General features: G+C 33.8%; 7 protein-coding genes and 1 tRNA gene. 2 read left to right on the forward strand and 6 right to left on the reverse strand.

Annotation, left to right across the window (positions count from 1 at the left end; translation table 11 throughout):
- Positions 1-765, reverse strand: a 765-nt coding sequence (locus tag NI000_RS37035; RefSeq protein ID WP_309247967.1) for a recombinase family protein, incomplete at its 3' end; no start/stop codon positions are given.
- Between the two features lie 112 nt (positions 766-877).
- On the opposite strand from NI000_RS37035, the gene NI000_RS36405 reads away from it, so the two are divergent.
- Positions 878-949, forward strand: a tRNA-Ala gene (locus tag NI000_RS36405).
- Positions 950-974: 25 nt separating this feature from the next.
- On the opposite strand, the gene NI000_RS36410 is transcribed toward NI000_RS36405, so the two are convergent.
- The 3 genes from NI000_RS36410 to NI000_RS36420 all read right to left on the reverse strand — a co-directional run bounded on the left by NI000_RS36410 (position 975) and on the right by NI000_RS36420 (position 4,409).
- Positions 975-1,196, reverse strand: a complete 222-nt coding sequence (locus tag NI000_RS36410; RefSeq protein WP_253416152.1) for a hypothetical protein — start codon at positions 1,194-1,196, stop codon at positions 975-977.
- Between the two features lie 373 nt (positions 1,197-1,569).
- Positions 1,570-3,027, reverse strand: a complete 1,458-nt coding sequence (locus tag NI000_RS36415) for a TOTE conflict system archaeo-eukaryotic primase domain-containing protein (RefSeq protein ID WP_253416153.1) — start codon at positions 3,025-3,027, stop codon at positions 1,570-1,572.
- 527 nt (positions 3,028-3,554) lie between these two features.
- Positions 3,555-4,409 (reverse strand): tyrosine-type recombinase/integrase, encoded by an 855-nt coding sequence (locus tag NI000_RS36420; protein ID WP_253416154.1) that lies wholly within the window; start codon positions 4,407-4,409, stop codon positions 3,555-3,557.
- A gap of 274 nt (positions 4,410-4,683) precedes the next feature.
- Here NI000_RS36420 and NI000_RS37300 point away from each other — a divergent pair, with 274 nt between their 5' ends.
- Positions 4,684-5,094: a CBO0543 family protein gene (locus NI000_RS37300; RefSeq protein WP_375541041.1), complete on the forward strand. Its 411-nt coding sequence runs from the start codon at positions 4,684-4,686 to the stop codon at positions 5,092-5,094.
- 620 nt (positions 5,095-5,714) lie between these two features.
- Here the strand turns inward: NI000_RS37300 and NI000_RS36425 are convergent.
- Positions 5,715-6,092, reverse strand: coding sequence for a hypothetical protein (locus NI000_RS36425; RefSeq protein WP_253416155.1), 378 nt, complete (start codon positions 6,090-6,092; stop codon positions 5,715-5,717).
- A 537-nt stretch (positions 6,093-6,629) separates the two neighbouring features.
- Positions 6,630-7,058: AbrB/MazE/SpoVT family DNA-binding domain-containing protein (locus NI000_RS36430; protein ID WP_253416156.1), on the reverse strand; the 429-nt coding region annotated here is incomplete at its 5' end.

Genomic DNA, 7,058 nt, shown 5'->3' on the forward strand with positions numbered 1-7,058 from the left:
TTCATCTATCTCTATTACACTTTTCCTTTTCCCATAAGCGGGATACCCTTTGTAAATCGGATTCCTAAGAATATAATTTACTGCACCTGCATTCCATTGCCCCCCCGTGTATGAAGGAATCCCTTTTTCATTCAATAATTTCGCAATTCTATTACTTCCATATCCATCGTTGTAAACCAACATGTACATCATGTACGCAATTGAAGCTGTCTCCTCATCAATTATTGGTATATCTAATTCTTTGCCCTTTTTGTTAAATATACCTGAACGGATTAATTTATACCCATATGCTGCTTTTCCTCCTCGAAATAAGCCATCCTCAGCCATTTGTCTATGCTTCTCACTAACAAATTGGCTTGTTTTTTCACTCTGTCCTTGCGCTATAACTGCTTTTACGTTAAAAGCTATGCGATCCCCCAACTCCTCATTTTTTACAAGTCCTCCATCACAGATTGACCATAATTCTACTCCACGTGACTTTAAAATTTTATATATCAATGGAAGTTCGTCTTCTCTCCGTCCAACTCGTTCAAGTGAGAAAACAAGTAATACATCATATACTTTTCCAGCATCCTCTAGTACTCTTTGGAGTTCATCACGTTCATGGATTGATTTCTTATATCCCGAAACGCCCTTTTCTATATACTCTTTTACCAATACCCAGTTGTCTTTTTGTGAAATATAATCAATGGATGCCCTTCTTTGCATTGGAATATCGTCTTCAATTAATTGCTTTGTTGTGGAAACACGGTAAAGAGTTCCAATTCGCTGCCATCGATTCGACCACCATTCTTTTCATTTTCATTACCATAATACAACTTATAATATCATGCTTGACTTCTTCACAACAACCATATATAATAAATCTTGTTGAAACGGGGCCATAGTTCAGTGGGAGAATGCTTCGCTGGCAGCGAAGAGGTCAGGGGTTCGACCCCCCTTGGCTCCATACATTTTGATATCAATTAAACCCTTCATTGAAGAAGGGTTTTTAATTTTTTCTGAACAGTATGTATAAGTTCCGATTTTAAAATTTCTTCTATGTAATTTCTTATGTGGTTACCATCTTCTGCTCCGAAGTTTATTTTAATCCACATTTTAGTTTTGTCATTGTATCGACTTATTGAAACAATGTCCCCTGTTTCGTTCCTATAGCATTTATATTTTCTATCTTCAATAATTAATTCTTCTTGCATTTACCCCTCCATGCGTAACTTTTCTTTCTAATTCTCGATTTATGTATATTTTGCTTTTCTTCTCATTTCTTCCTATCCATCCAGCTTCAAATATGAGTTCCCATTATTTTCACTGCTACAAGCCGTACAAATTCGTTCTAGGCATCATTAGCTGATCTTGGAGCGGGAAGTATTCCTATCCTCTTCACGTCTTGAACACGCTCGTATGGTCTCCAGTAATTTAGAGGATTGTATTACCTTCAATATGTAATCAATGCAACTTAATGTTAAACCCAACTATTCCTATAAACAATAAAAATTTATGTACGAAACTGGTACTAATAGATTTATTTTTGTTTTTTACAGGGGGTTCATTGGTTATTCATGACCTCTATCAAGCAGCCATTCTTTCCACAATACTTCTATATTGTCTCCTCGTTAACATCTCCATTAATTCCTTACTTGAAAAATAAAACTTCAAGCAAAGATCAATGTCGTTCATCTTTTCGGTTGTATATACTTCCTCGTCGTTAATCTTAGATTCAATTTTCGGCATACGGTACAGGTTCGGCAACTTTTTAGCTAAACCTTTCCCCTTTGGCTTCCTGTCTCGTTCAACAACCTCTAGCACGTTTACTTTTTCTAGTTTTTTTAGTTGCTTTTGAACTGTGTCAGATGATAGCCCTGTTGCTTCCATGATTTTTCTAATGGGAAAGAAAAATATTCCGTTCATGGTTGCATACCGTTTCGAGTGAATTAATAATGCGTATGTAATTAATTTTTGATTCTTTTCTTTACACTTTTCGATAATCCAATTTATTTCATCCAATGAAACCGATAAATTTTTCTTGTGACCTGACAAATGGTACTTGTCATTCGAAAAAACATCTTTTACAACTTGGTCAATGTCCATGTAGCAGTCGGACAATTTAGTTGTGTATGTATTTTTATCCTGCCATTCCATCCAAGTATACAATTCGGCTTTAGCTTGCTCTGCGTCCATTTCACAATATTTTAGATACAAAGCAATTTGAAATATTGAATTATGACGACTCCCTTGAAATTTTAAACCGTTCAAAAGTAAATCTTGTGCCTTGTCAATGCTGTAACCTTTTGATGATTCATAATCTTTCAATGGGATATGATTACTTATTGCATCCTCTGTCTTGAGAATATCTTTCTTTTTGGGTATGTATCCATCATCAATAGTTGTAGAGCCTATTAAATCTAAAACACTCTCAGATTGAATTCTCTTTATTCTTAAAAAGTAGTTTTCGCTTTCTTCCTTGCTCATGACTCGTAAACTTTCAGGATAGCAAAAGCCACAATAGTTCCCTGTTTCTTGATGAATCCCAAGCGGCAATTTTATTCCTTGTTTACTTGTTGGCCTAAACTCTACATTTTTTATGTTTAAACTTAAAATTTCGCATATGTATTTATGAAACTTTTTCGCCTGTTTTACTTGGATTAAATTATCGAAAAAAATATCTATGTGATAACCCTTTTTTCCGCTAAAGCTTATATAATGTTCGGGTATGTGCAATCTACTCAATTTTTCGCTGATTCGATTCGTTACTTGTTTCGACATTTCCAAGTTGCCGGAATAATCAATGTCAAACGTGATGAATTTAGTATACATTTCACCACTAAATGTCCCAACGGTAGATTTTCCTTGGAAATGATCATTCAGCATACCATCTAACAAAGGACGATATTTTTTTCCAGTAGTCTTGCTTCTTTTCCCTTGAGTGTATTCCCGATGTCCATATTCTCTCTGAATCAAGTAATGTCCACGCTGGATCAAGTATAAGTCAATGAATTTATTTATAAGAATGTTATTGTTTTTTCCCATTAATGATAATTAATTGTCCAGCAAGCTTTTGCGATTTTGCAATGTATGTAGTTAATTTTCGATTCATTTATTTCTCCTTTTTATATTTTTGTCCAAATTATTTGTTGACAGAGTATTAAAGCAGTGATAGAATGTTACCAAGTGAGAAATTCATTTTTCTTAGTTTTGTTTTGATCCAGCGTATTTAAATATTTTTAACTTTCGAGGCCATTTCTTGGTATTATTTGTGTTTCCTCCTTTCTGTTTTATTAATATATCAAAATCTATCAACCGAAGTCAATCTTTTTTTTCAAAATATTTAATTATAACAGTAGACTTTATAAATGTAAAGTGTAATTTTGAAAATAAAAATTCAAAAATCCCTCTTTTTATATAGCTTTTTTTAACTTGTCCGTGTTTCCCGATCAGCTATCCCCCTTTTTCGAATCTGCCCTCAAGTAAAAAAATGTAAATCATCCCCGGGTGGTCATATTTGGTCAAAGATACACAAATACCCACTAATTAATTTAGTGGGTTTATTATGTTATTTATAACATATTCATCTTGTTAATAAGCGTATTCTTGTTTGGATTTGTGTACAGCAACGTTGTGTGAATGTTACTGTGTCCTGCTTGGTTAGCAACTTCATGAACTGTCATCCCACTTTCGATGGCATGGCTACAGAAAAAATGCCTTAAATCATGTGGGGTTATTTCTTTTCCAATTTGCTGTGAATACTTATTAAATAACTTATTAATAACTGTTCTATCCACTTTCCCCCCTCGATTACTTACAAATAAATAAACGCTCACTATTCCTTTTTCTTCGCGTTCCTTAATCCAACTCTGCAACACTGTTTTCACTTTATCACTTATGAAAACAGTTCTCGTCTTTTTCCCTTTGCCTTCTGATACAATCAATTCCCTCGATACTAAATTGAAATCTTTCATATCTATATTTAACGTTTCACTTATTCTTAGCCCACAATAAGCCAACAGTGTAATTATCGCATAATTTCTTTTGCTCTCGTTTTCTAGAATGAGTTGCCTAAACTTTTCAACATCTTTTAATTCAACCGTAGCAAGTGAAGCATATTGTTTCTGAATCTTAACATTATCTTTCTTAGTAACAGCAGCGTCGTTTTGTATTCCCTTGTCAATCAGAAAATCGTTAAATTTTATTAATCCACTAATCTTTGCGTTTATAGTAGTAGGGCTATCATTCTTAATTGTTTTCAAATAACTTATGTAATCCTTCACGTTCTCCCTGTGTAATTTTTGGAATGAAACTCCTTTACTTTCATTGAACCATTTCATAAATCCATTCACATGTTGTATGTAACTCTTGATTGTATTTACGCTTTTATCCTGCTCCAATAGATACTGCTCAAACTGCTGGATCATGGCTACCACTCCTATAAATTATGTTGCATTGAATTTTTAGGATAAATGATAAATTATGTTGCATTTCATATATAAATCTTACCATTTCACCATTCAATTTGCAACATAATTGATATTATGTGGCATTTGTTTTTTAAACAAGTTGGAGAGTAAACTAGTCATCTGAATAGAAGTTAATAAGGTTTGGTCGGATAGAATTATGGAAATAATTCAATGTAAGAGGTGATATAATTGCTAATCAATATTTTTATTGGTTTCCTGCTTCCTTGGTTTTTTGGTATTTTATCTTATAAAAAAAGACATAGGAACCCTTCTCACCATTGCTCCAATTTCAGCACTTATTGCACTTATCATCAACGAAATTGGTATGTATCGGAACTGGTGGTACTTTGCGCCCATTCATATGTTATCAATCTCAACAATTCCATTTGATGTAGGACTGTATCCCATATCGGGAAGCTATATGATTCATTGCATAAAACATTACCGAAAGAATGCTTTCCGTATGATAACTATCTTCGCATTACTTTTGACTTGCCTAGAGTGCATTTTCATTTTTTTTAACAGAGTTACTTATGGGAACGGTTGGAACATAGGATGGACTTTTGTTTCTTATGAAGTCTCATTTGCTTTGGTTTATGGATATTTCCGAATTCTTTCCCAAATAAACCCTTCCGCCCGTTAGTTCAACAAAAATTAAGGGACTCCCGCGCTTTCGCTTGGGCTACGTCCCCAACATTGTTTTACAGTTATTAATTAGAATAAGCATTAGAAAATACTTTTATTTTATTGAACATACAAGCATAACAAATTTAGTGAATCGATACACAATATCGTTTTAACCCTCATTTTCATTGGTTTCATCTAGTGAAACAAACTCATTATATGAAAATTGAAACATATTTCAAGATGAAAAACCCTTATAAAAGAAGGGTTCTACGATAACATTTACGATGTAAGATTAGCTTTATTTTTGGGGATTCATGCATAGTGAAGGAGAGGGAAAGCTAATTGTTTACTTACTTTTAGATGATTCATTTTAGTACGCTCATAATAAAAATGACCATTTTTAACATGATATTGTAATCGTCTTAAAACAGGGCTTGAACAGCAGAATACTTTAATTCAGTAAAATGTTACAGTATGAAATGACTTGTTTCTGCATCCCATCCAGGAAATCATTTTGTTAACTCTCTTTCAACAACAGTTGCGCACAGAACTACTTAAAAAGCCGTATAACATTTAAATCCGTTAATAATTGGCACCATGAGAACTAAAAAAGAGGAGTTTACACTCCTCAACACATCAAGCTGTGACAGAAAACGATCCATCTGCATCTGAAATCTCTGGAATCTGAATTATTACATTCCATTTCTTGCACTTGCCAAATACACAAACTTTTACAGAGGCTTCAATTTGTTTGTTACCCTCAAGTAATGTTAAACAAGCTTCAACTTTATTGTTATCGTCAATCTTCCCTTTGAGACAGAGGCTTCTGTTTGTTTCATCTAATACAATCGTACCTAGTTTTCTCCCCATATAGTATCCTGTTGCTTCAATTTTCACGGGACTTGTTTCACCTTTAATTTTTAATAATACTGGGCCAATTTGATACTCTAATTCCCATTCCGAAAATAACTCTTCAATTTCGATTTCTTCACCAAGCATTTGTGTTTGAACCATGGATTTCCCTCCTGAAATTGTTTTTACTGTAGTATTATTTCAATTTCACGGTCGAATATTCGTTTGTTTATTTAATGGAAGCATTTCCACTTACCTCATATTAAAGAAGCATAAGCGTCAACTAAATTGCTATGACAAACCACCTCATAACAATTGTCACATTATTTATCACATTAACGCAGCGAATCAGAAACTCCAACACCGTGTATAATGTATTTTCCATAACATATTAATTTAATCACATTTCAACTAGTGTAGAACTCTCCCCTCACCGTGAAAATTGGTCAATAAAACAAGAATATAATGCACTACAAATTCTGTACTTTGTTTAAGAGTATTCGGTTTGAGTTTTCATAATCAGATACCCATGAAATATGTGTTTTATGCCATATTCAAAGCGGTCGAACCTTTCCACAAAAATGGATTTCAAGTAACTTCATATTCAAAATTTAAAAGGAGGATGAAAATCTATCCCCCTACAATTTCAAAACTATATGAACATGTGGAAAATTTCCGGTGGTTAAAGAGCTAGAATAACTATGATTTTACATGTTGCTTAATCAACTTACTGACCCATGCTGGAGAACATCCCAAGATTTTGGCTAACTCTTTTTGTGAGGCTCTGGGGTTTTCCTTCATCACTTGATGTAGCCGATCCAATGCTTTTTTTCTTCTTGGAGCATTGTTTTTCTTGTTTCTCTCACTCGCTCGTTCACGTTCTACCCGCGCTAAGAAAACTTGAAGCGCCGGAAGGCTTTGAATACAGGACTTACAAATATAAAATCTTTTGAAGTAAATGGTTTGTTTCTCACTCAAGCAAAACAAACATTCTTTGCCATGATATCTATAAACCAAAATCGCCTCTCTCTTGTCATCACAGAAATATTCTGTCTTAACGTTGGTATCAAGATTCAATGCACGCCTAAGCTCTATAGGAATTATGATTCTTCCTACATTGTCGACCAT

This window comes from Paenibacillus tyrphae (assembly GCF_024158745.1).
Taxonomy (GTDB): domain Bacteria; phylum Bacillota; class Bacilli; order Paenibacillales; family NBRC-103111; genus Paenibacillus_G; species Paenibacillus_G tyrfis_A.

Bases quoted from the DNA above. Each gene is read 5' to 3' on its own strand.
- NI000_RS36410 (WP_253416152.1), bottom strand. From the start codon at position 1,196: ATGCAAGAAGAATTAATTATTGAAGATAGAAAATATAAATGCTATAGG.
- NI000_RS36415 (WP_253416153.1), bottom strand. From the start codon at position 3,027: ATGGGAAAAAACAATAACATTCTTATAAATAAATTCATTGACTTATAC.
- NI000_RS36420 (WP_253416154.1), bottom strand. From the start codon at position 4,409: ATGATCCAGCAGTTTGAGCAGTATCTATTGGAGCAGGATAAAAGCGTA.
- NI000_RS36425 (WP_253416155.1), bottom strand. From the start codon at position 6,092: ATGGTTCAAACACAAATGCTTGGTGAAGAAATCGAAATTGAAGAGTTA.